At 42.4% G+C, this 22,773-nt stretch carries 16 protein-coding genes and 1 tRNA gene; 16 read left to right on the forward strand and 1 reads right to left on the reverse strand.

All coding sequences use genetic code 11. The features are described 5' to 3' along the window. From JMX93_RS02400 to JMX93_RS02450, 11 genes are all read left to right on the forward strand, one after another. Positions 1-76 (forward strand): EF-Tu C-terminal domain-related protein (locus JMX93_RS02400; RefSeq protein WP_449301519.1); only part of this gene is annotated, 76 nt, incomplete at its 5' end. Between the two features lie 316 nt (positions 77-392). Next, positions 393-468: transfer RNA gene (locus JMX93_RS02405), tRNA-Trp, on the forward strand. 51 nt (positions 469-519) lie between these two features. Then, on the forward strand, positions 520-1,008 hold the full coding sequence (gene secE, locus JMX93_RS02410) for a preprotein translocase subunit SecE (RefSeq protein ID WP_083475710.1): 489 nt from the start codon (positions 520-522) through the stop codon (positions 1,006-1,008). Between the two features lie 57 nt (positions 1,009-1,065). Beyond that, the gene (gene nusG, locus JMX93_RS02415) at positions 1,066-1,596 is read left to right on the forward strand and encodes a transcription termination/antitermination protein NusG (RefSeq protein WP_193013452.1); all 531 of its coding nucleotides are present in this window, start codon (positions 1,066-1,068) and stop codon (positions 1,594-1,596) included. A gap of 90 nt (positions 1,597-1,686) precedes the next feature. Beyond that, complete coding sequence (gene rplK, locus JMX93_RS02420) at positions 1,687-2,118, forward strand: 50S ribosomal protein L11 (RefSeq protein WP_010201717.1); 432 nt, start codon at positions 1,687-1,689, stop codon at positions 2,116-2,118. Then, positions 2,118-2,819 carry a 50S ribosomal protein L1 gene (rplA, locus tag JMX93_RS02425; protein WP_193013451.1) on the forward strand — a complete coding sequence of 234 codons (702 nt, stop codon included), beginning with the start codon at positions 2,118-2,120 and terminating at the stop codon, positions 2,817-2,819. The genes rplK and rplA overlap by 1 nt, the downstream gene beginning before the upstream one ends. Before the next feature lie 435 nt (positions 2,820-3,254). Next, on the forward strand, positions 3,255-3,782 hold the full coding sequence (gene rplJ, locus JMX93_RS02430) for a 50S ribosomal protein L10 (RefSeq protein ID WP_149488620.1): 528 nt from the start codon (positions 3,255-3,257) through the stop codon (positions 3,780-3,782). Between the two features lie 126 nt (positions 3,783-3,908). Continuing rightward, positions 3,909-4,280: a 50S ribosomal protein L7/L12 gene (gene rplL / locus JMX93_RS02435; RefSeq protein ID WP_011514491.1), complete on the forward strand. Its 372-nt coding sequence runs from the start codon at positions 3,909-3,911 to the stop codon at positions 4,278-4,280. A 781-nt stretch (positions 4,281-5,061) separates the two neighbouring features. Then, entirely contained in the window at positions 5,062-9,180 is a 4,119-nt protein-coding gene (gene rpoB / locus JMX93_RS02440; protein WP_193013450.1) for a DNA-directed RNA polymerase subunit beta, read from the forward strand. A gap of 188 nt (positions 9,181-9,368) precedes the next feature. Then, the gene (rpoC, locus tag JMX93_RS02445) at positions 9,369-13,586 is read left to right on the forward strand and encodes a DNA-directed RNA polymerase subunit beta' (protein ID WP_499203747.1); all 4,218 of its coding nucleotides are present in this window, start codon (positions 9,369-9,371) and stop codon (positions 13,584-13,586) included. Between the two features lie 167 nt (positions 13,587-13,753). Further along, the gene (locus JMX93_RS02450) at positions 13,754-14,275 is read left to right on the forward strand and encodes a DUF6586 family protein (RefSeq protein ID WP_193013448.1); all 522 of its coding nucleotides are present in this window, start codon (positions 13,754-13,756) and stop codon (positions 14,273-14,275) included. A gap of 208 nt (positions 14,276-14,483) precedes the next feature. Here JMX93_RS02450 and JMX93_RS02455 read toward each other — a convergent pair whose 3' ends face one another. Further along, positions 14,484-17,132, reverse strand: a complete 2,649-nt coding sequence (locus JMX93_RS02455) for a penicillin-binding protein 1A (protein WP_499203748.1) — start codon at positions 17,130-17,132, stop codon at positions 14,484-14,486. A gap of 193 nt (positions 17,133-17,325) precedes the next feature. Between JMX93_RS02455 and JMX93_RS02460 the strand changes: the two genes are divergently transcribed. Genes JMX93_RS02460 through JMX93_RS02480 form a run of 5 tightly spaced genes read left to right on the forward strand, consistent with a single transcriptional unit; the run spans position 17,326 to position 22,659 of the window. After that, a complete protein-coding gene (locus JMX93_RS02460) occupies positions 17,326-18,381 on the forward strand; it encodes a pilus assembly protein PilM (protein WP_499203749.1) in 1,056 nt (351 codons plus the stop codon). Next, positions 18,381-19,034 carry a PilN domain-containing protein gene (locus JMX93_RS02465; protein ID WP_499203750.1) on the forward strand — a complete coding sequence of 218 codons (654 nt, stop codon included), beginning with the start codon at positions 18,381-18,383 and terminating at the stop codon, positions 19,032-19,034. Before JMX93_RS02460 ends, JMX93_RS02465 begins: the two co-directional genes overlap by 1 nt. Continuing rightward, positions 19,031-19,759: a type IV pilus inner membrane component PilO gene (locus JMX93_RS02470; RefSeq protein ID WP_499203751.1), complete on the forward strand. Its 729-nt coding sequence runs from the start codon at positions 19,031-19,033 to the stop codon at positions 19,757-19,759. Before JMX93_RS02465 ends, JMX93_RS02470 begins: the two co-directional genes overlap by 4 nt. Next, the gene (locus JMX93_RS02475) at positions 19,759-20,292 is read left to right on the forward strand and encodes a pilus assembly protein PilP (protein WP_496191040.1); all 534 of its coding nucleotides are present in this window, start codon (positions 19,759-19,761) and stop codon (positions 20,290-20,292) included. Before JMX93_RS02470 ends, JMX93_RS02475 begins: the two co-directional genes overlap by 1 nt. Before the next feature lie 27 nt (positions 20,293-20,319). Then, positions 20,320-22,659 (forward strand): type IV pilus secretin PilQ, encoded by a 2,340-nt coding sequence (locus JMX93_RS02480; protein ID WP_443557949.1) that lies wholly within the window; start codon positions 20,320-20,322, stop codon positions 22,657-22,659. Positions 22,660-22,773: the final 114 nt, after the last annotated feature.

Raw genomic sequence — 22,773 nt, forward strand, 5'->3', positions numbered from 1 at the left:
CAAAGGTCTTCGCTTTGCAATTCGTGAAGGCGGCCGTACTGTAGGCGCTGGTGTTGTTGCTAACGTATTGAACTAATCACTAAGTCTCAGTAATGAGCTTATGAGTTAGTCATAAAGAAGCCATCCTTGTAAAAGGGTGGCTTTTTTTATTAACAGTTTAATAAGTCAGAGCAATGCTTATCAAGTCAGTGGTTATTCAAATACTAGCTGTATGTTTTAAACTATTAAAGTAGTAACTTCTGTTAGATTTTGGCTTTCATATGTGATTCTAAATAGAGTTTTCTGATTTTTTATCACTGAAAAAGCGATTTATTAAATTATCCAGATAAAATATCATCTTAAAACTTGCATTCTCATTAAAATCTTGTATAATTATCAGCCTTAACACCCATAGGCGATTGGCTCAATTGGTAGAGCATCGGTCTCCAAAACCGAGGGTTGTAGGTTCGAGTCCTACATCGCCTGCCATCTTCTTATCACATCTTTGTTATACCTCACCATCTCCGAAGCGAGTTCTTTATGAGCAATGATCAAGATAACCTCGAGACTAAGTTATCTGATGCCAAGGCCGGTGCTGGTGGAATGCTGTCTAAAGGTAAGCACATCTCAGCGGGCAATCAAACAACTGCTGTTGAAGTGGCTAAAACAGGTTCAATAAAAGATGTGGTATTGTGGCTACTTGCCGCAGCAGTATTGATCGGGGCGACGTTAGTTAATCAATATTTACCTGGCTATTGGCAACCTGCCAATGATGTTTGGGTACGTATTGGTATTATCGTTGCCCTTATTGTATTCGCCTTAGTATGCTTGGCATTAACGCATCAGGGTCGCGCTTTTAAAATATTATTAAAAGACGCTGCTGTTGAATTGCGCCGAGTGACATGGCCAGGTAAAGATGAAACGTTTCAATATACCTGGCAGGTCATTGTCATGATTGCCATTGTTGGTTTTCTAGTTTGGCTATTAGATAACTTTTTCAATTGGTTCGTTGGCATCTTTATTGGTTAGTCGCACGTATTAGTGAGACTTAATCTAAAACTTACTTATAATGATCAGGAGCGTGATATGCGTTGGTATATTGTCCAAGCGTTTTCAGGATATGAAAAGCAAGTACAGCGTTCATTAACTGATCGTATTAATCGTAGTGAATTTGCGGATTCTTTCGGTGACGTATTGGTTCCTACTGAAGAAGTCGTCGAAATGAAAGACGGCAAAAAGCGTAAGAGTGAGCGTAAGTTCTTTCCAGGTTATGTATTGATCCAGATGGAAATGAACGACAATACTTGGCATATCGTTAAAGATTGTCCACGTATTATGGGTTTCATCGGTGGTACACCTGAAACACCAGCACCAATTACCCAAGTAGAAGCAGATCGTATTTTAAACCGTTTGAATCAGACTGAAACTGATCCACGTCCTAAGACTCTATTTGAGCCGGGCGAAGAGTTATTGGTTATCGACGGTCCATTTACTGACTTTAAAGGGTTGGTTGAAAAAGTGGATTATGAAAAGTCTAAGCTACATTTAACGGTAAACGTATTTAATCGTCCGACTCAGGTCGAGCTTGAGTTTAGTAAGGTTGAAAAGCTAGACTAAATCAGCAAAAAATTCATCAACCGGGGAGCTGTTAGTCAACGAAGATTATATTACGTTGATTTGGCGCTATTACCCATTTAGGAGAGTATCATGGCTAAGAAGATTGATGGTTACATCAAACTGCAAGTGCCTGCAGGCAAAGCAAATCCTTCACCACCGATTGGTCCAGCATTGGGTCAAAAAGGCGTGAACATCATGGCGTTCTGTAAAGAATTTAACGCTGCGACCTCAAACCAAGAGCCGGGTCTACCGATTCCTACTGAGATCACTGTATACAGCGATAAGTCTTTTACCTTCATCATGAAGTCACCACCAGCTGCATACTTACTACGTAAGGCTGCTGGTATTGCTAAAGGTTCTGGTACACCTAACACCGCTAAAGTCGGTAAAGTTGACCGTGCACAACTAGAAGACATCGTTAAGACCAAAGATGCAGATTTAACTGCTGCTGATCTTGATGCTGCTGTTCGTACCATCGCTGGTACTGCACGTTCAATGGGTATTACCGTGGAGGGTGTATAATGTCTAAGCTAACCAAACGTCAAAAAGAAATCAATAGCCGTATTGAGCACGAAAAACAATACACTATCGAAGAAGCGGTTCAAATCCTAAACGATTTGCCACCTCTTAAGTTTAAAGAATCAATTGATATCGCAGTAAACTTGGGCGTTGACCCACGTAAATCTGATCAAGTGGTTCGTGGCGCTACCAACCTACCTGCTGGTACTGGTAAAACCAAACGCGTTGCTGTATTTGCTCAAGGTGCTGCTGCTGAAGCCGCCAAAGAAGCTGGTGCAGATATCGTTGGTTTTGAAGACCTAGCAGAATCAATCAAAGCCGGTAACATGGACTTTGATATCGTTATTGCTGCTCCTGATGCAATGCGTGTTGTTGGTCAATTAGGTACTATCCTAGGTCCACGTGGTCTAATGCCTAACCCTAAAGTCGGTACGGTTACGCCTAACGTTGCTGAAGCGGTTACTAACGCTAAAGCCGGTCAAGCACAGTATCGTGTAGACAAAGCAGGTATTATCCACACGACTATCGGTCAAATTGGTTTTACTGCTGAGCAAGTAATCCAAAATGCTGAAGCACTAATTACAGATCTAAAACGTGCTAAACCTGCTACTTCTAAAGGTACTTTCATCAAGAAAATCACCTTGTCTAGCACTATGGGTCCTGGTCTAAGTATTGATCCAGTTCCATATCGCACAGCAAAATAGTTAAATATGTGCCTTTATTTGACGATTTTAAATAAAGGACGCAAAAATATTTTAAAGAATTAGGTCAGCGTAGCAAACGCTATGCTGTCTAAGACCGTAGGTAGAGGGTAGTTTTGCGTTATAGTTAATAATTTTTAGATTATTAGTAATGACAATGAGCTGCTTTTGTTAATCGACGACAGATGAAAATCTTAGTTGTCCTACGCAGACGGTGACCCACCCAGTTGTTGATAAGAGCCGATAGGGCAACCTATCACTTGATGTCATTCTGATAACGGTGCCGTAATCAGTCGTTATAAGTAAAGTTTATTTTTATAAGGTTTACGAATAACGTGTCGTATCAAGTCGATCTAAGCCAGTCATTTAATAATTAAGAACTTCGGTTTTTAAGCATTGAAATACTGAGCAGATTGATAAGATTAAAGGAGTCAACTTATGGCATTAACGCTAGAGCAAAAACAACAAGTTGTGGCTGAAGTGTCTGAAGTTGCTGCTAATGCTTACTCAGCAGTAGCTGCCGAATATCACGGTATTGGTGTTGCAAAGCTTACTAAGCTGCGCGAACAAGCCCGTGAAAAAGGCGTCGTTTTGAAAGTGGTAAAAAATACCCTAGCAAAACGCGCTTTTGAAGGCACTAAGTTTGAGAGCATGTCAGACCGTATGACTGGTCCACTACTTTTGGCTTTCTCTATGGAAGATTTGGGATCTGCTGCTCGAGTCGTTTTCGACTTCAGCAAAGATAACAAAGCTTTAGAGACCAAATTGGTATCAGTTGGTGGTGTGGTTTATGGTCCAGAAGAGCTAGAGCGCGTATCGAAGCTACCAACTCGCGACGAAGCAATCTCTATCTTGATGGCTACTATGAATGCACCAGTGACCAAGCTTGTCCAGACTATGAACGCAGTTCCTGGCAAGTTCGTTCGCACTGTTGCAGCAATCAAAGACGCAAAAGAAGCTGCTTAATTGCTTGTTTTAACGTAACTTTGACATCGCCGATTGCACTTTATTGTCAACACTATTTGAAAATTTGGCAAGCAATCCAAGCGATATTAAAATCAATTAATTTTTATCAGATAACGGAGAGTTCTCATGGCACTATCTAAAGATGACGTGTTAAACGCAATCGCTGAAATGTCAGTAATGGATATCGTTGAATTAATCAGCGCTATGGAAGAAAAATTCGGCGTAACAGCTGCTGTTGCTGCTGCACCTGCTGCTGCTGGCCCTGCTGCTGCTGCTGCTGAAGAAAAAGACGAGTTTGACGTAGTTCTTGCCAGCTTTGGCGAGAAGAAAGTTGGCGTAATTAAAGCCGTACGTGAAGCTACTGGTCTTGGCTTGAAAGAAGCGAAAGATTTGGTTGAAAGCGCTCCAGCTCCAATCAAAGAAGGCGTTAACAAAGCTGAAGCTGAAGAGTTGAAAAAGAAACTTGAAGAAGCTGGTGCAACTGTTGAACTAAAATAGTTTAACTGCTGTACAAAAAAAGCTGGTAATGCCTTGCATTGCCAGCTTTTTTTTACTATAATTCGTAGCTTGACCTTTTGTGTCTGCCAACATACGTATGCAACATCACGGTGGATACCCATCAAAAGGACAGACGATATACATGCAAGCACACATGCCAGTTTTTGAAATCAGTTGATATGAGCTAAACGTCCATAGATGTTTGGCATTTTTTTGTGTCTGCATGCTTTCCCATTAACACTATAGTTTATACTGATTCTAAAAGTTATAGTTACCCCGATTATTATTAATTCTGAAAAGCTATTCAGTTTAGGTTGTCCGTTTCGTATGGTTTCACTGTCAGTAGTTAGGCTTATAGACGGTACATATCAGCGACGATATTAGTTTTTATAGAGTTGTTGGTTTTGATAGAGCCATTGTTTTGAAAGAAAATTGCCTAGATATAACCAGTTTTGATTGCAGATAACTTAGAAATACCCTTAAATAAGTCATTTTTCCTTACCTTTACGAGTAAGTTTTGCCTCAAAAGCAATATGTTTTTGATGATATGATATTGAATTTAATAGTCTGAGTGGTCATATAGACTGACTTAGATACTGATTATAAAATTAAAGTAAGGGTGCTAAGCAAGCACTGATAGCAGAAGTAGTAATTGACAAAAGATATAAACCGAACACGATCACCTGTTTTATATTATCGTTTACGTCGCCAAGTTTGCATCGTATTTATGTACGCTGGCCACGCTTTTAATTTGTTTCCACGTTTACTGTAAGGACTCTCGATGGCATATTCTTATACTGAAAAAAAGCGTATTCGCAAAAGTTTTGCTGAATTGCCCACTGTGATGGACATTCCCTATTTACTGTCTATTCAAGTAGATTCTTACGAGCAATTTTTGCAAGAGCACAAAAAGCCAAAAGCTCGTGAGAATACTGGTTTGCAAGCTGCGTATTCCTCTATTTTCCCAATTGAGAGTCACTCTGGTAACGCAGAGCTACAATTCGTTGAATATTATTTAGGTACGCCTGAGTTTGATGAGCGTGAGTGTATCTTACGTGGCTCAACGTTTGCTGCACCGATGCGTGTCAAAATTCGCTTGATTATCAAAGATAAAGACAGCAAAGACAAAGACAGCAAAGCGGCAATCAAAGATATCCGTGAGCAAAGCGTTTATATGGGCGAGATGCCTTTGATGACGGCTAACGGTACTTTCATTATCAATGGTACTGAGCGTGTTATCGTATCTCAGCTACATCGTTCACCTGGTGTGTTCTTTGATCATGATAAAGGTAAGTCGCATTCAAGTGGTAAAGTGCTTTATAACGCACGTATCATCCCTTACCGTGGCTCATGGTTAGACTTTGAATTTGATGCAAAAGATTTAGTTTTTGCTCGTATTGACCGTCGTCGTAAGTTACTTGCGTCAATCATTCTACGTGCGCTTGGGTTAACAACTTCTGAAATCTTAGATTTGTTCTTTGATAAAGTGGCTGTTTATAAAGGCGAAGAGCAGTTTGAAATTGACTTAGTAGCTGATCGCCTACGTGGTGAGATGGCTCAGTTTGATATCGTATCACCAGAAGGTGATGTCATTGTAGAGCAGGGCAAGCGTATTAATGCGCGCCGTATCCGTCAGCTTGAAGAAGCAGGTATGACGAAAATTGCGGTGCCTGATGAATATCTCTATGAGCGTATCTTAGCTGAAGATATCGTCGTAAATGATGAAGTTATCGCTAAAGCTAATACTTTGATTGACCATGAATTATTGGTTAAATTAAGCGCATTTGAAGCCAGCGAGTCTATCAAAGAATTCAGCATTCTATTCACCAACGATATCGATCAGGGTAGTTATATTGCTGACACGCTACGTGCAGATAGTACCTCAAGCCGTGAAGAAGCATTGATTGAAATCTATAAAGTCATGCGTCCAGGTGAGCCACCAACCGTTGAGACTGCTGAAAAACTGTTTGACAGCATGTTCTTTAACGCTGATCGTTATGACTTGTCAAATGTCGGTCGTATGAAATTCAACCGTCGTCTCGGTTTAGAATTTGATAACACTGATGATCCAGATATTCAACGCGCTCGTAGCGTATTGACCAATGAAGATATCGTTAACGTTCTAAAAGAGCTGATCGAAATCCGTAACGGTCGTGGCGAAGTCGATGATATTGACCATTTAGGTAACCGTCGTATTCGTTCAGTAGGCGAGATGGCAGAAAATCAATTCCGTGTTGGTCTAGTACGTGTTGAGCGTGCCGTGAAAGAGCGTCTAAGCTCAGCGGAATCTGATAACTTGTCACCACAGGATTTGATTAACTCAAAGCCTGTTGCCGCTGCGGTTAAAGAGTTCTTTGGTTCAAGCCAGTTGTCACAGTTTATGGATCAGAACAACCCATTGTCGGAAGTTACCCATAAACGCCGTGTATCAGCATTAGGACCTGGTGGTTTGACCCGTGAACGTGCAGGCTTTGAAGTACGTGACGTACATGATACCCATTATGGCCGTGTATGTCCGATTGAGACTCCTGAAGGTCCAAACATTGGTCTGATCAACTCACTAGCTACGTTTGCAAAAACTAACAGCTTTGGCTTCCTAGAAACGCCGTATCGCCGTGTGGTTGATGGTAAAGTAACAGACGTTATTGAGTATCTATCAGCAATCGAAGAAGTAGGTACGGTCATTGCACAGGCTGATTCACCAGTAACCGCAGAAGGCGCGTTATCTGATGAAATGGTCAGTGTGCGTAGCTATGGTGAATTCGTCCGTATGCCGCCAGAAAAAGTGACGCATATGGATGTGTCGCCAAGTCAGGTAGTATCGGTCGCAGCAGGCTTAATTCCATTCCTAGAGCATGATGATGCTAACCGTGCCTTGATGGGCTCGAACATGCAGCGTCAGGCGGTTCCTACGTTACGTGCTGATAAGCCGTTAGTAGGCACTGGTATGGAGCGTCACGTTGCTCGTGACTCTGGTGTTTGTGTGATTGCAAAACGTGGCGGTGTGATTGAAGACGTTGATGCATCACGTATCGTTGTTCGTGTAAACGAAGACGAAATGGTCGCTGGTGAAGCGGGTATTGATATCTATAACTTGATCAAATACACACGCTCTAACCAAAACACTTGTATCAATCAACGTATCATTGTTAACCAAGGTGATGAGATCGCTTTGGGTGATATCTTGGCTGATGGTCCATCAACGGATCTTGGTGAGCTAGCGCTAGGTCAGAACATTCGCATCGCATTTATGCCGTGGAATGGTTACAACTTCGAAGATTCAATCTTGCTATCTGAAAAAGTAGTTAAAGAAGATCGTTTCACCACGATTCATATCCAAGAATTGACTTGTGTGGCACGTGATACCAAGCTAGGTACAGAAGAGATTACTGCTGATATTCCAAACGTTGGTGAAGCTGCATTATCAAGTCTTGATGAAGCAGGTATCGTTTATATCGGTGCTGAAGTTGATGCTGGTGATATTCTAGTTGGTAAAGTTACGCCAAAAGGTGAGACGCAACTAACGCCAGAAGAGAAACTACTACGGGCTATCTTTGGTGAGAAAGCGGCTGATGTGAAAGACACGTCTTTGCGTGTTCCAACATCAAGCAAAGGTACGGTTATTGACGTTCAAGTCTTTACCCGTGATGGCGTCGAAAAAGATGCGCGTGCAAGAGCTATTGAAAAATCACAGCTTGATAGCTACCGTAAAGATTTAAAAGAAGAGCTACGTATCTTTGAAGAAGCAGCCCGTGGTCGTATTGGTAATCTATTAGATGGCCAAAAAGTCAGTGGTGGTTCTGGTCTAAAAGCCGGTACAGTGATGGCATTGGCTGATATGAAAGATATGAGCCTTGAGACTTTGCTTGATATTCAGCCAGTTGAAGAAGAAATCTCTGAGCGTTTAACGCAAATCGCTGAGTATTTGGTTGATAAGCAAAAAGACATCGATGTGAAGTTTGCTGAGAAAAAACGCAAATTAACCGCTGGTGATGACTTACAACATGGCGTACAAAAAATCGTTAAGGTATATCTAGCGGTTAAGCGTCGTATTCAGCCTGGTGATAAAATGGCTGGTCGTCATGGTAACAAAGGTGTTGTATCGCGCATTATGCCAGTCGAAGATATGCCTTATGATGAGAATGGTAATACCGTTGACATCGTATTGAACCCACTTGGTGTACCATCTCGTATGAACATCGGTCAGGTACTAGAGACGCATTTGGGCATGGCAGCTAAAGGTTTGGGCGAGAAGATTGATGGTATGCTCAAATCTCAAGCAGCGATCAAAGAGCTGCGTGATTTCTTGGACAAAATCTATAACCAAGTCGGCGGTGAACAAGTTGATCTTGATAGCTTGAGTGATGATGATATCATGGCGCTAGCAGATAACTTGCGTGCTGGTGTACCAATGGGCACAGCAGTGTTTGACGGCGCAAGAGAAAGCCAAGTTAAAGATTTGCTTGAGCTTGCTGGTATGGATCGTGATGGTCAGCAGACATTGTATGATGGTCGTACCGGTCAGAAGTTTGACCGCAAAGTGACCGTTGGCTACATGTATATGCTCAAACTTAACCATTTGGTTGATGACAAAATGCATGCGCGTTCAACAGGTTCTTATTCTCTAGTAACACAGCAGCCATTGGGCGGTAAAGCTCAATTTGGTGGTCAGCGCTTCGGTGAGATGGAAGTGTGGGCACTAGAAGCATATGGTGCGACTTACACGTTGCAAGAAATGCTAACTGTGAAGTCGGATGATGTTGAAGGCCGTACTCGTATGTACAAAAACATCGTTGATGGTGAGCAGTATATGGATCCAGGTATGCCTGAGTCATTCAACGTACTGACCAAAGAAATCAAATCACTGGGTATTAATATTGAGTTAAAGCAAACCCATTAAGCACGGCTGACTGAGGCTACCTTTAACATGGTCTTAGTCAATTATTATTCTTAGTGGTCAATCTAAAAGCAGTATGCGCATCGCTGCTGCTTTTAGTGATTTGTCTCAACCCTGTTCATTGCCTTCATTCATCTTAGCTGCGTCAATGGTACGCTGTGAGATGATTATAAAGATAACGGAGAAGCAACTTGAAAGATTTACTCGATATCATGCAAAGCCCTACCGGCAACGGTAACCAAGAGTTTGATAGCATTCAAATTACTTTAGCCTCACCTGACGTGATCAAATCATGGTCACACGGTGAAGTAAAAAAACCTGAAACTATTAACTATCGTACGTTCAAACCTGAGCGTGATGGTCTTTTTTGTGCCAAAATCTTTGGTCCAGTAAAAGATTTTGAATGTCTATGTGGTAAATATAAGCGCCGTAAATTCCAAGGCGTTATCTGCGAAAAATGTGGTGTTGAAGTTACCACTGCTAAAGTACGTCGTGACCGTATGGGTCATATTGACCTAGCCAGTCCAGTAGCGCATATTTGGTTCTTAAAATCATTACCAAGCCGCATCGGTCTGTTGCTAGACATGACATTGCGTGACATTGAGCGCGTTCTATATTTTGAAAGCTATATCGTTACTGAGCCTGGTCTAACCAGCTTAGAAAAATATCAGTTGCTTGATGATGAAGATTACTACAAAGCGCTTGAAGAGTTTGGTGATGAATTTACTGCCAAGATGGGTGCAGAAGCTGTCCAAGACTTATTGAAAGATATCGATATGGATCTTGAGATTGATGAGCTGCGTGAAGCGATTCCGCAAACAGGTTCTGAGACTAAGCTTAAGAAGATGTCTAAGCGTCTTAAATTATTAGAAGCATTCCGTGATTCTAATAACAAGCCTGAGTGGATGGTAATGAACATCTTACCAGTACTACCACCAGATTTGCGCCCTCTAGTACCGCTAGAAGGTGGTCGTTTTGCGACTTCAGATCTAAACGATCTATATCGCCGTGTGATCAACCGTAACAATCGTTTAAAGCGTCTGCTTGAGCTGAGCGCCCCTGATATTATCGTACGTAACGAAAAACGTATGCTGCAAGAGTCAGTGGATGCGTTGCTTGATAACGGTCGTCGCGGTCGTGCCATTACTGGTAGTAATAAGCGTCCATTGAAATCTTTGGCTGATATGATCAAAGGTAAGCAAGGCCGTTTCCGTCAGAACTTGCTAGGTAAACGTGTTGATTACTCTGGTCGTTCGGTCATCGTTGTAGGCCCAACACTACGTCTACATCAGTGTGGTCTACCAAAGAAAATGGCACTAGAACTATTTAAGCCATTTACTTATAACAAACTATTGTCTCATGGTTTAGCAACGACGATTAAAGCTGCTAAAAAGATGGTAGAACGAGAAGAGCCGCAAGTGTGGGATATGCTGGCCATGGTTATCCGTGAGCATCCAGTACTTCTTAACCGTGCGCCAACACTTCACCGTTTGGGCCTACAGGCATTTGAACCAGTATTAATTGAAGGTAAAGCAATCCAATTGCATCCGCTCGTTTGTACTGCGTTCAACGCCGATTTTGATGGTGACCAAATGGCCGTTCACGTGCCATTGACGCTAGAAGCGCAGCTTGAATCACGTGCCTTGATGATGTCTACCAACAACATCTTGTCACCAGCCAACGGTGATCCGATCATCGTACCATCACAGGATGTTGTACTGGGTCTATATTACATCAGTCGTTCATCTATTAATGCCAAAGGCGAAGGCATGATTTTTGCCACCGTTAATGAAGCATTGCGTGCGATTGGTTCAAACGATTTACATGTAAACGCTAAAATCAAAGTGCGTGTCACCGAGACGCATATTGATGAAGACGGTAACGAAACTAAAGAAATTAGCATTAAAGATACGGTTGCTGGTCGCTTACTTATCTGGAACATCATGCCTAAAGGTATGTCGTTTGATGAGTGTAACCAAGAGATGACGAAGAAAAACATCTCTCGTTTGATCAACTCTTGCTACCGTAAAGTAGGTGTTAAAGAAAGCGTCATGTTTGCTGACCAATTGATGTATCTTGGTTTTGCTCAAGCAACGTTATCAGGCGTGTCTATCGGTATCGACGACATGGTCATTCCACCACTGAAAAAGCAAATCATCGAAGTGGCAGAAGGCGAAGTTCGTGAGATCGAAGATCAATTCGAGCAAGGTTTTGTGACAGCTGGTGAGCGCTATAACAAAGTGGTTGATATCTGGTCACGTACCAATGACAAAGTCGCTAAAGCGATGATGGACAACTTGGCTACTGATAAAATCATGAATGCCAAAGGCATTGAGGAAGAGCAGAAGTCATTTAACTCTATCTTTATCATGTCAGATTCTGGTGCTCGTGGTAGTGCTGCTCAGATTCGTCAGTTGGCTGGTATGCGTGGTTTGATGGCTAAGCCAGATGGCTCAATCATTGAGACGCCAATTAAAGCGAACTTCCGTGAAGGTTTGACGGTACTACAGTACTTCATCTCAACTCACGGTGCACGTAAAGGTCTAGCGGATACAGCACTGAAAACGGCTAACTCGGGTTACCTAACTCGTCGTTTGGTTGATGTGGCGCAAGATTTAGTTATCACTAGTGATGATTGTGGTACTGAAGAAGGCCTACTCATGAAGCCACATATCCAAGGTGGTGAAATCATTGAGAAGCTAGGTGAGCTAGTACTTGGTCGTGTGACTGCTCGTGATGTTACTTATAACGATGATGCTGATAAAGTATTGGTTCCAGCTGGTACTTTGATTGATGAGTATTGGGTTAACGTCCTTGATAGCAACGCGATTGATGATATCTGGGTACGTTCAGTTATTACTTGTAATGTTGAGCACGGTGTTTGTTCACAGTGTTATGGTCGTGACCTTGCACGTGGTCATAAAGTGAATATCGGCGAGTCAGTCGGTGTTATGGCCGCTCAGTCTATCGGTGAGCCAGGTACTCAGTTAACCATGCGTACGTTCCACGTGGGCGGGGCAGCAAGCTCAGCATCTGTGGACAATAGCATTTCTGTACGTAATGCTGGTCAAGCGCATTTCGAAAACATGAAAACCGTTCAACATACCGATGGTCACTTGGTTATCGTTTCGCGTTCAGCTGAAATTGCGTTGACCGATGAGCTTGGTCGTGAGCGTGAACGCTATAAAGTACCTTACGGTTCTAGCGTCCTTGTGAAACACGAAGATCAGGTTGAAGGTGGTCAAACCATCGCTAAATGGGATCCGCACACGCATCCAATTATCACAGAATTTGCTGGTACCGCACGCTTCAGTGATATCACTGATGGTATGACGGCTACTGTGAAAGTTGATGATGCGACAGGTATGAGCTCATTTGAGATTCTAGCCACTCGTGACCGTTCAAGCTCAGCAAAAGACTTACGTCCTGCGATTATCTTGAACACTGACGAAGGTAAAGAAGTAGTTTACTTCTTACCTGCGGAAACTATCATTCGTGTGAGCGATGGCGAAAAAGTAGCAGCTGGTTCGATCTTAGGTCGTGTACCACAAGCATCTTCAGGAACCAAAGATATTACTGGTGGTCTACCACGTGTTGCTGACTTGTTTGAAGCACGTCGTCCAAAAGATCATGCCATCATGGCAGAAATGTCGGGTGTGGTTAGCTTTGGTAAAGAGACTAAAGGCAAAAACCGCTTTATTATCACCAATGAAGATGGTGAAGTACATGAAGAGCTGATCCCTAAATGGCGTCAAATCAACGTCTTTGAAAACGAAACGGTAGCACGTGGTGAAGTGATCGCTGATGGTCCACAGAATCCACATGATATCTTACGTTTGAAAGGTCAGACTGCGCTTGCTGATTATATCGTCAACGAAGTACAGGACGTTTATCGCTTGCAGGGTGTAAAAATTAACGATAAGCATATCGAAGTGATTATTCGTCAGATGTTGCGTAAAGTTGAAATTACCGATGGTGGCGATTCAAACCACTTCAAAGGTGATCAAGCAGAGTACGCTGATATCAAAGCATTGAATGCGAAGCTGGAAGCGGAAGATAAATTCCCAGTACAGTTTGAGCGTCAATTGTTAGGTATCACCAAAGCAAGTCTGGCAACAGAAAGCTTTATCTCAGCAGCATCGTTCCAGGAAACGACCCGTGTACTAACTGCGGCTGCCGTTACTGGTAAAGTGGATGAGCTACGTGGTCTGAAAGAAAACGTGGTCGTTGGTCGCTTGATTCCTGCTGGTACGGGTCTTGCTTATCATAAAGCACGCAAAGAGAAAGCGGAGCAAAAACTGCAAGATAAAGATCTCAATGCAGCATTTGATATGACGGCAAGCACTGATAGTAAAGACTTTGCTAGCTTTGATGAAGCTTTTGCCCAAGAGCTTAATCAGAACAATTAATAGCATTAAGCGTCTTTGATTCATTCCTAATCTGATAAAAAGCCAGCCTAAGTTGCTGGCTTTTTTGTGTGTATAAAAAAGTGAGAAATGCATGGTGCTATTATCTAAAAAAATAGTACACTGGGAAATATGCTCTAATTTACTCTTTATATAAGGATAAGTAGCAAATGGCAGGTAAAACCCGTGTTGCCAAATATCAAGCAGATCGAACCAATCAAAAACTGTATTTCTGTCGTCTATCCTGCCAAGCAGCGGGAAATACCGATGATAAGCAGCTATATCAATCACATTGTGAAACCGCTATTTTTCATCTATACGGTGCTTTTCTTGCATTTACCCAAGAGCTAGGTCATTTTTATAGTTTGAACATGACGGCACCAACGTTATCAGAGATTGAGAAAGCATTAAGCGAGCGTACCCAAGTATCGCCTGAAATTCAGCGTTTACAGCAATTACAACAGCAGGGCTTTTTGGCCAATATAGAGCGTGCCTATCAGCGTTGTCTATACGCCGTACCGCCGGATACCATCGTGGATCAAACACCAAGCGATGCTGCCTCACCTGATCTTATTGTTAACGTTGTGACCTTGTCGAATCAATGGCTTCCAGATGAGACAACAATACGAGAGTGGCGTCAGCAGTTTTTAGAGCTGATTGAGCAACTACGTGCTGGTATGGTTGAGTTCTAGAAATAGTTATTAAAAAGTTTGTACTTCGAATAATATTAGATGGATGTATTAATTGACTAACTAACTAACTAACTAACTAACTAACTAACTAACGACTATTCTTTAATAGAGTGGTATAGATCAAAGCATTAAGTATAAAAAAGGCTTATGTAGCGAGTGCTAAATAAGCCTTTTTTTGCGTTATAAGTTTACATTCTTGAGTTTCTATTTACTCCGGCATCGGTGGCATGCGCTCAACGGGTGTTACTGATAATGGATTTTGCGGCACGCTATCATTATCACGACTGTTACTGGGTTTGGCGGCTTGAGAGCTACTTTGTTCTTCAGCAGGCTCAGCCGGTGGTGATTTTCGCTGTTGTGTTTGAGTCTTGACCGGTTTTTCTGATTCGCTGCTATCCGTATCTTCATCGGTAGTGAGGATGCCGTCGTCAGTCATTTCTATAATTCTTTGCTTTTGTTTTTTCGATTTGGCACGGTTATTGATAGATACCCATTGATGAGGCGTGTCTTTAAGTTGAGCCTTCATAAAATCCATCCAAACGGGTAGGGCTGCCACACCACCATATTCACGACGGCCCATGGTTGATGGTTGATCAAACCCCATCCATACTACAGTTGCATTAGTAGGATGAAAACCCGCAAACCAAGCATCTTTTGCTTCGTTGGTGGTACCCGTCTTGCCACCGATATCGTCACGTCCTAGGGCCTTTGCTCTACGTGCAGTACCAAGTTGTACGACATCACGCAATATATCTGCCATCTCGAAAGCAACTCGAGGTTTTAGGATTCGCGGTGCTTGCTTTGCTATTGCATATTGAACCGCAGGCGCTTTCAAGCGATCGGCCTGTGGACTAGCATCATACAGATTTAAATTAAGCGCTTTATCGTTTTGTTCACTATTATCACTGTTCTCTAAGGTTTGTGCCTTAACCGTCACCTCATCGTTGATAGGACTGTCTTCATTCTCAATTGATTTCTTATAATTCTCAATGAGATTCTTATTAAGGTCTTCAAGTTTTTCGTTGAAGCAGGTAGCACACGCTTGGCGTGGGTTTGCTTGAAAGAGTAAGTTGTTATCATAATTATAAATTTGTTCGATAAAGTACGGCTGCACACGATGACCACCATTGGCAAACGTGGCATAAGCTGTTGCCATTTGTAACGGTGTTGCTTGCCCTGCACCTAGTGCTAAGGACAAAGTCGTCGGTAGCTTTTCTTTATCAAGACCGAATTCATCTAATAGGTCGCGTGTATCAGAGATACCAATTGCTTGTAAGAGACGAATAGAGACTAAGTTACGAGATAAATACAGTCCACGGCGTAAAGTGATGTCACCTAAAAAACGTTGATCAGAATTTTTAGGTTTCCAGTCACCTACTTGAATCGGTCGATCCGAAACAATACTATCTGGCCGATAGCCTTTTTCTAGGGCAGCGGTATAGACAAGTGGTTTAATAGTTGAGCCGGGCTGACGCCAGCCTTGTAGGGCACGATTAAATTTACTGTGATTAAAGTCAAAGCCACCGACCAATGCATTAACGGCACCAGTTTCTGGATTCAAGGAGACCAAACTCCCTTGTAGCTTGGGAATTTGTCCCAATTGCCAATTGCCGTTCGCCGTAGGTATTAAACGAACGATATCGTTTTTAGTGACAATTTGGCGGGCGTTATTAGGGAAGTAACCGATACGATCGGCAGAAATATACTTGCGTGCCCAGCTCATACCAGACCAACCAACGGTCACATTTTCACCAGAGGCCATTGTCGCCTCAAAACTGCGAGCATTAACTTTGGTAACTTTGGCAGGAGACATATTGCTATAGCGACGGAAATTTTCTAACGGCTCATCATTCGCTTCTGCACCGCGCCAGCCATGACGATGTTCGTAAGCCACCAAACCGGTCAGTACCGCCGCTTCCGCATCTGTCTGTGCTTTACTATCAACCGTAAGGCGTACTCGCCAACCACTATGCATTACTTGCTCGCCATAGCGATCAACCAAAGTAGAGCGTGTCATTTCTGCCAAATAAGGCATATTGACGTCAAGCTTCTCTTTATAGAGGTTAATGCCTACTGGCGAGCTGATTGCTTCGTCGCGTTGAGCTTTGCTGATATAGCCCAACTCATGCATGCGGCCAATAATCCAGTTGCGGCGAGTCAGCGCGCGACTAGGGTTGGCAACAGGGTTGTATTTAGAGGGGGCTTTTGGCAGGCCTGCCAACATTGCTGTTTCAGCAATAGTGAGGTTTTCTAGTGATTTACTGTAATATTTTTTGGCAGCGGCGCGGATACCATAAGCGCCTTCGCCGAGATAGATTTTGTTGACATAAAGCGTCAAGATATCATTTTTGCTAAGCTCATCTTCTATTTTACGTGCTAAAAACAGCTCGACCAATTTTCGATTTAAGGTGCGCTCTGGACTTAAGAAGTAGTTTTTGGCAACCTGCATGGTAATGGTAGAGCCACCGGTTTGGCTGTCGTCGTCAGTCACTACTTCTGTGACTGCACGACCAAGACCTTTAATACTAATACCGCTGTGCTGAAAAAAGGACGCATCTTCTGCTGCTAAAAAGGCATGAGTCAAATTTTCAGGAATGTCTTCAAAAGTAACTGGTAAAGACAAACGGTTGCCATATTGGCCAATGAGTTTGTCATCACTACTATATATCTGTAATGGCATCTCTAGATTTGCTGTTTTAATCTCTTGAATGCTAGGCAGGGTAGGCGATAAATACATCGCCATCCCATAAAAACCAATGGGCACAGCAAGTGCTAGGATCACAGCCAATGCTAAGCAGGCGATAACAAGCCCCACCAAAAAGTGAATGAGACGGGCGGTAGCATTTTTTTTGGTCATAAGAAAACTTATCAATTAAAATTTGCAACAGATAATGTATTATACCTTGAACAAAATCAGCAGGTCATAATAAATGTGTAAGTTGACCTTAATAACTTATTTAAATGCTTGAATCTATCTGTTAAGTAAAGTATTGTACTAAATTATTACAAATAACTATCAGATTGTACACTTAATATAAGGTATAGAGTTTGTGAGGCTATTTACTTCAAAAAGTCGACATTTGATTGGTGTTGATATCTGTGCCACTTCAGTAAAGTTGGTTGACATAGAGCGCCAACAAGGTATGTTTCATCTAAAATCTTACGGCATCGAAAGACTGCCAGAAGGTATAGTCGTCGATAAACTTCTTGTAGATACTGAAGCGGTTGGTCATATTATTGCTAACCTAGCTAAACGCTGTCATGTCGCTGGTAGTAGTGCTGCAACAGCCGTTTCAGGGTCAGCAGTAATCACTAAAATTATTGATATGGATGCCGCGTTAAGTGATGTTGAGCGTGAAGCACAAATACGTCTAGATGCCGATCAATATATCCCCTATCCATTAGAAGACGTTAACTTAGACTTTGAAGTTCTAGGTCCTTCTTTAGTAAGCGATGATATGGTGCAAGTATTACTTGCCGCATCACGCTCGGAAAATGTCGACCAACGAGTTGATGCGCTAACTTTCGGTGGTCTACAGACCAAGGTTATGGATATCGAATCCCATGCCATAGAGCGCGCTTTTGGACTCATGGTAGATAACTTGCCAAACGCCCCAGAATTGGTAGCTTTGATAGATATCGGTCACAATCAAACGACTTTATATATCGCTAAGAATGGTGAGTTTATATATAGCCGCGAACAGCTATTTGGTGGTGTTCAATTAACAGAAGCGATACAAAACCGTTATGGACTATCTGTTGAAGAGGCATCTATCAGTAAGCGTGAGCGTACCTTACCAGATGACTACTATCTTGATGTGTTGACACCTTTTATTGAGAATACCATTCAACAAATTACTCGATCATTGCAATTTTATTTTTCTTCAAGCCAATACAGTAGTATCGATCATGTGGTCCTTGCTGGTGGTAGTAGCTCTATTGCTGGTCTTGCTGGTATGGCACAACAAAAACTTGGGGTGACTGTCAGTATTGCCAACCCTTTTACCAATATGACCATTGCACCAAATATCGATAATGAGCAACTGGCCATTGATGCACCAAGCTTAATGGCTGCATGCGGTCTTGCGTTAAGGAGCTTCGACTAATGGCTCGTATTAACCTATTACCTTGGCGCCAAGAAGAGCGCGAACGTCGCAATAAAGAATTTCTTACCTTAGTAGTAGCCGTGACTTTACTCACTTTATTGGCTGCATTTGCTTCATGGAGCTACTTCAATAACGAGCTTGACGAGCAACTTGATGCAAACGCATTGATTGAAAAAGAGAATGCTCGTTTAGATACAGCTTTGACTGAAATTGACAGTCTAGAGCAGCGCCGTGACGATATCATTTCACGTATGCAAGTCATTCAAGATTTGCAGGGTCGACGTCCTGTGCCTGTGCGTTTATGGGACGATCTTGCTAAAGCCATCCCGCCGGCACTCTATTTGAATAATCTCAAACGCGAGGGCGATATTTTAACGTTGACAGGTCTGGCTGATAATCCAAATATTGTATCAAGTTTGATTCGTAATCTTGATGATAGTAAATGGATGGGTGATTCAGCAGTTAGTAATATCCAACAAAATATCAGTGCTTATGAATCTGCACCAGCGCTTAATAATACGGTCGCCGCTGGTGAACAGCCGCGTCCCGTTTATCCTGAAGACAGTTATGTTCAGTTCGTGGTAACGACTAAAGTTAAATCAGAGACAGTCACACCTGATGACGTTAGTACTGGGCTTGGAGGTGAGTTATGAAGCTTAACCGTAAAAAGAGCCTGATCAAAACCAAAAAAACAACCTTAAAACCAAAGCAACAGTTTGATTTGCAGGAGTTTCGCCGCAGTTTTGAATCGTTAGATTCTGAAAACTATGGCAGCTGGCCATTACCAGTAAAGGTAACTGTCATTGGGCTTATTATTACGCTCATCGCAGCGTTGGCGTGGGCTTTACCGATTAGTAGTAAAATTGACGAGATCAATGCTGCTGAAAGTCAGCAACAAACTCTGCTTGATAGCTATCGTGAAAAAGAATCACGGGCGCGTCATTTAAAAGCTTATCAAGAGCAAGTTGTCCAAATGGAAGCCGAGTTCAATACCTTACTCGATCAGCTACCAAAAGATACTCGTGTATCAGAGCTGGTAGAGGGCATTAACATGACGGGCGTTGGCAGCAATATACGTTTTCAAGATATTTCAGTAGAGCCTGAGATTGAAAATGAGTTTTTTATTGAGCAACCTATCCGCATTGCTGCTTTGGGCGAATATCATCAGTTTGGTAGCTTTATTAGTGGTCTTGCCGCCTTACCACGAATCATTACTATGCATGATTTTGAGGTCAGCAATCCGCAACCGACATTGGATGTTTTGCCGGAGCTTAATCTAGTATTACAAACCAAAACGTACCGTTCAAAAGAAGCTGATCCTGAAGGTGATGAAGCCGTCGCGACTGCCGCTACAACTGATGCTGCAGGAGGCAACTAATGAGTATCCAAAAACTGCCTACGCTCTTGGTTTTAAGCATTGCTGTATTGTCAATGACAGGGTGTACCGATCGCATTGGTATGGCAGAGCAATCAATGGCTGATATACGCAATCAACCCGCTCAGCCTATTGAACCACCGCCTAAAGCTGAACTTGTAGAAGACTTTGTTTATAGTGCCAGCGCACAGCGCAGCCCATTCTTACCACCGAGTTTAGTCAATGTACAAGGCCCTACCACCTCTATCGATGGTGTGCGTCCTGACATTACCAGAGTGAAAGAACCTCTTGAGCAATATGAGCTATCGCAACTGATTTTTCGTGGTGTCGTAATTTCACCTGAAGGTCAGCGATATGCATTGGTACAACGCCCTGATGGTTCAGTCGCGAGTGTCAAAGTAGGTGATTATCTTGGACTAAATGACGGCCGTATTGTTGAAATCACGCCGACCCAGATTAATTTGATTGAAATTGTGCCAGACAGCCGCGCTGGGTTTGTTGAAAAACCCCAGTCGTTGGTTTCACCCATAAGCTAAGTCGGCAGATTTTTTGAGGAATAAATAATGACAGTACGCAATAACAAGGTAATGATGATGAGCAACCGCGTATCTTCTGCTTTTGCTATTTCAGCATTGGCAATCAGCATGGTAGCAGTAAGTAATAGTGCCTATGCCGCACAGCGCATTAGCAAGGTTTCTGTGGTACAAACTGCACCAGCAGTGACGCAAATGCGTTTGGGATTTGAAGGTTTACCAGTGTTACCTGCTGCTTATCAACTTGATAATCCTAGTCGTTTGGTACTAGATTTTGAACAAGTACAGAATGGACTTGCTAGTCGCTTTAATGAATACAATATTGGTATGATTGATAAGGTCACGACGTTAAATAGTGACAGTACCACCCGCCTGATTGTTGAGCTAAAACAGGCAGGTAACTATACGACGTCGATTGAGGGTAACGATTTACTATTAACCATTACGGATCCTAATCGCCCAGTAATGACCAATGACCCGATCCAAGACGTGCTTAATGATAATAATGCGATCACGACGACAGCAGTTGTTACACCGATTGTAGAAACCAGCAGTGCACCGGCAGTCAATATAACCAGTGAAAATGTGGTTAAAAGTCAAGTGCCTGCTGATACGATGGTCGTCAGAGTTAACCCATTACTAAGCCCACAACTTGCTGCGTCGCAAGTGAGTAAGCAATATAGCTATGATGGTCTGAGTGCGGTCAATTTTGCCGCAGGAAATGATGGTGGTGGCAATGTTAGCATCGCACTTACCAATGAAGCCATTCCGGTTGATGTACAACGTCAAGGCAACAAGTTAGTCGTACGCTTAACGGGTAGCACCGTGCCAAGAAATTTATTACGCCGTTTGAATATTAATAGTGGTCTGGTTGATAGCATTGATACTAAAAACCAAGGTCAAAATGGTGTGATTACTATTAATGTCAAAGAGGACTATGAGTATCAGGCTTATCAATCAGGTAATCAGCTGAATATTAATATCAGAAAGCCTGAGCTACTACGTGAGCCAACACTTGAAGAAAAAGTCTATAGCGGTGAAGCATTATCTATGGAGTTTCAAGATGTTGAGATTCGCAGTGTCTTAGATATCCTAGCGCAGTTTACGGAAATGAATATTGTGGCCAGTGATTCAGTCGCGGGCAATATCACCTTACGCCTTATTAATGTCCCATGGGATCAGGCGCTGGATATTATTCTAAAGAGTAAGAATCTTGGCAAGCGTGAAAATGGCAATGTTATTTTGGTTGCACCTTCCACTGAACTTGCTGAGCAGGAAGCACGTGAGCTTGAAGCACAGCAAGCGGTTGAGTCTTTTGCGCCATTACGTACCGAATACATTCGCTTGAGCTATGCAAAAGCGCCAGATGTTTTGACGCTTATTTCTCAAGGTAGTGGTTCATCGGGTGGCAGCAATTCAAATTCTGCTGATAACAACACCCTATTGTCCAACCGTGGAACGGTAACAGTGGATGAGCGTACCAATACTTTAATTATTAAAGATGTGGCTGAAAGTATTGAAAATATCCATAAGTTGATTGGTAAAATTGATATTCCAGTCCGTCAGGTCATGATTGAAGCGCGTATTGTGAGTGCCACCGATAGCTTTAGTAAAGAGATTGGGGTTCGTTGGGGTATCTTGTCAAATGGTGCAGCCAATAATCGTAATTTATTGGTCGGTGGTAGTAATCAAACGCTATGGGATTTAAAAGACTTTGATGTAGAAACGACGACGGTAAATGGTCAAACGGTTTCTTATCCTTCATACGATATTACGCGTCCTGATAACTTAAACGTTGATTTGGGTGTGGCAAACCCCGCTGGCAGTATTGCTTTTGGCCTACTCAGTATGTCAGATGTGATGCTGGATCTTGAATTGTCAGCACTGCAAGCTGATAATCGTGGTGAAGTTATTTCTACGCCGAAGATTTTGACAGCAGACAAGCAAACGGCAAAAGTTTCTTCAGGAACACAGATTCCTTATCAAGAAGCATCTGCCAGTGGTGCCACGACGACCAGCTTTAAAGAGGCGGCGTTGAGTTTAGAGGCCACGCCAAATATCACCCCAGATGGTAAAATTGGTTTGCAATTGTTGATTACTAACGGCACACCGACCATTATTAATAATCAGGTTGCTATTGCTGAAGATTCTATTTCAACCAATGTTATTGTTGAAGATGGTCAAACAGTTGTGTTGGGCGGTGTTTTTAAGAATCGTACCAACAATGGTGTCGATAAGGTACCTTTCTTAGGAGACCTCCCTTATATTGGTCGAGCTTTCCGTAAAGACGTGCGTAGTAATTCGAAAGAAGAGTTATTGATATTTGTGACGCCAAAATTAATCAATGACGGTATCAGCCGCTTGGATTAATCCTTTATTGATTGGTTTTCGCTTAAAAAAAGCAAGCATCAACGCTTGCTTTTTTTGTGGGAAAATTTTGAGATTTACTAACAATAATCAACGCTCATTACTAGCCAGAATATC

Origin of the sequence: Psychrobacter muriicola 2pS (assembly GCF_904846535.1) — a bacterium.
GTDB classification, from domain to species: Bacteria; Pseudomonadota; Gammaproteobacteria; order Pseudomonadales; family Moraxellaceae; genus Psychrobacter; species Psychrobacter aquimaris.